Source organism: Neisseria sp. P0021.S006 (genome assembly GCF_051956895.1).
The window spans coordinates 1-1,694 of record NZ_JBQCWZ010000270.1 but is presented as its reverse complement, the minus strand read 5'-3'; the positions used below and the strand labels follow the sequence as shown (position 1 = coordinate 1,694).

At 54.3% G+C, this 1,694-nt stretch carries 3 protein-coding genes; all 3 read right to left on the bottom strand.

All coding sequences use genetic code 11. The features are described 5' to 3' along the window. Window positions 1-91 precede the first annotated feature (91 nt). Complete coding sequence (rsfS, locus tag ACTHUM_RS13240) at window positions 92-478, bottom strand: ribosome silencing factor (RefSeq protein ID WP_002246503.1); 387 nt, start codon at window positions 476-478, stop codon at window positions 92-94. A gap of 58 nt (window positions 479-536) precedes the next feature. Continuing rightward, window positions 537-1,142, bottom strand: a complete 606-nt coding sequence (gene nadD / locus ACTHUM_RS13235) for a nicotinate-nucleotide adenylyltransferase (RefSeq protein WP_049343716.1) — start codon at window positions 1,140-1,142, stop codon at window positions 537-539. 18 nt (window positions 1,143-1,160) lie between these two features. Further along, window positions 1,161-1,694 (bottom strand): beta-class carbonic anhydrase (locus ACTHUM_RS13230; RefSeq protein WP_440403082.1); only part of this gene is annotated, 534 nt, incomplete at its 5' end.

Below are 1,694 nucleotides of genomic sequence, written 5' to 3'. Positions count from 1 at the left end.
AATAATGTGAAAAGAATGGAATTATAGCAAAAGGCCGTCTGAAACTTGCTTGCTTTCAAGTTTCAGACGGCCTTTGTATGGATAAACCGTTTTAGTCGGCGGCGTGCCAAGGTTTTTGCATACCGGCGTGGAAACTCGGTTTTTCTCCGCCCCACAAGGTGTCGATGTCGTAGAAGTCGCGCACGGCAGGGAGCATGACGTGGACAACGAGGTCGCCTGCGTCGACAAGCGTCCATTCGCCGCTGTCGCCTTCGGTGCTGAGGATTTCGAAACCGGCTTCTTTCAAATCGACGGCAACGTTGTTTGCCAGTGCTTTGACTTGGCGTGTGCTGTCGCCGCTGGCAATAATCATGCGGGCGAACAGGGAGGTTTTGTCTTGGGTTTCCAAAACAGAGATGTCTTTGGCTTTGATGTCTTCGAGGGCGTTTACGGCCACTTCGACCATTTTTTGCAGGTCTTGCAATTCTTGTTCGTTCATTATTTTCCTAATTGAAATGTTTTCAGACGGCATTATAGCTTATCTGCCTGAATAAACGCTATTTTTCATAGAGTTTGTGTTGGCGGATGTATTGGGCGACCGGTTGCGGCAGGCCGTCTGAATGGTGCGTTTTGGCAAGATTGGCACGGATTTGGGTGGAGCTGGTGTTGTGCAGCGGCGCGTTGAGGATGCGGACGCTGCCGTTTTGCAGTGCTTCGCCGAGCCATGCGTGCAATTCGCGCGGGGTTTTGTTGAGGTTGTCGCCTTGTCGCATGGCGATGGCGATATGGGTCTGGCGCACGAGGGTTTGCCATTTTTTCCATGTGTGCAGCTGCATCAGGCTGTCGCTGCCCATCAGCCACCACAGTTGCGCGCTGGGAAACTGCTGGCGGAAGATTTGGACGGTGTCAAACGTATAAGTTGCGCCGTCGCGGACGATATCACAGTCGCTGGCGGCGAATTTCGGCTCGTCGGCGATGGCGAGTTCAACCATATTGAGGCGCTCTTGTGCCGGCGTGCGCGTGCTGTCTTTGTGGTACGGGTCGCCTGCCGGCAGGAAGACGACGAGATCCAAACCGATTTCGTCGGCGAAGGCGCGGGCGATGTGGAGGTGGCCGTTGTGAATGGGGTCAAACGTGCCGCCGAATAATCCGATGTTTTTCATTTCGTGGTGATGTCTGCGTTAGATGTTTTGGCCGTCTGAAGCAGGCAGACTGCCGTCAACAATCAGGTTGAGCTTGCCTGTGGTCGGGTGAATGACTAGGCCATGGATGGCGATGTTGTCGGGCATCAGCGGATGTTTGCGAATCAGCTCGACGGTATGGCGCACGCTGTCTTCGACATCGTCAAAACCGGTCAGCCAGCCGTCCAAATCGATACCGGCATTGCGCAGGGTTTCGATGCGGTCGTCGGGGATATTGCTGTCGTGTACGCGTTGGAGGAACTCTTCGGCGTGCAATCCGCGCATACCGCAATCGTGGTGGGCAATGACCATGATTTCTTTGACTTTAAGTTCAAATACGGCCACCAACAAACTGCGCATCACCGAACCCCAAGGGTGGGTCACCAGCGCGCCGGCGTTTTTGATGAGCTTGGCATCGCCGTTTTTCAAACCCAACGCGTTGGGCAGCAATTCGATAATGCGCGCGTCCATGCAGGAGAGGATGGCCAGCTCGCGGCCGGGGTATTTGTTGGTAAAGTATTTTTCGTATTCGCC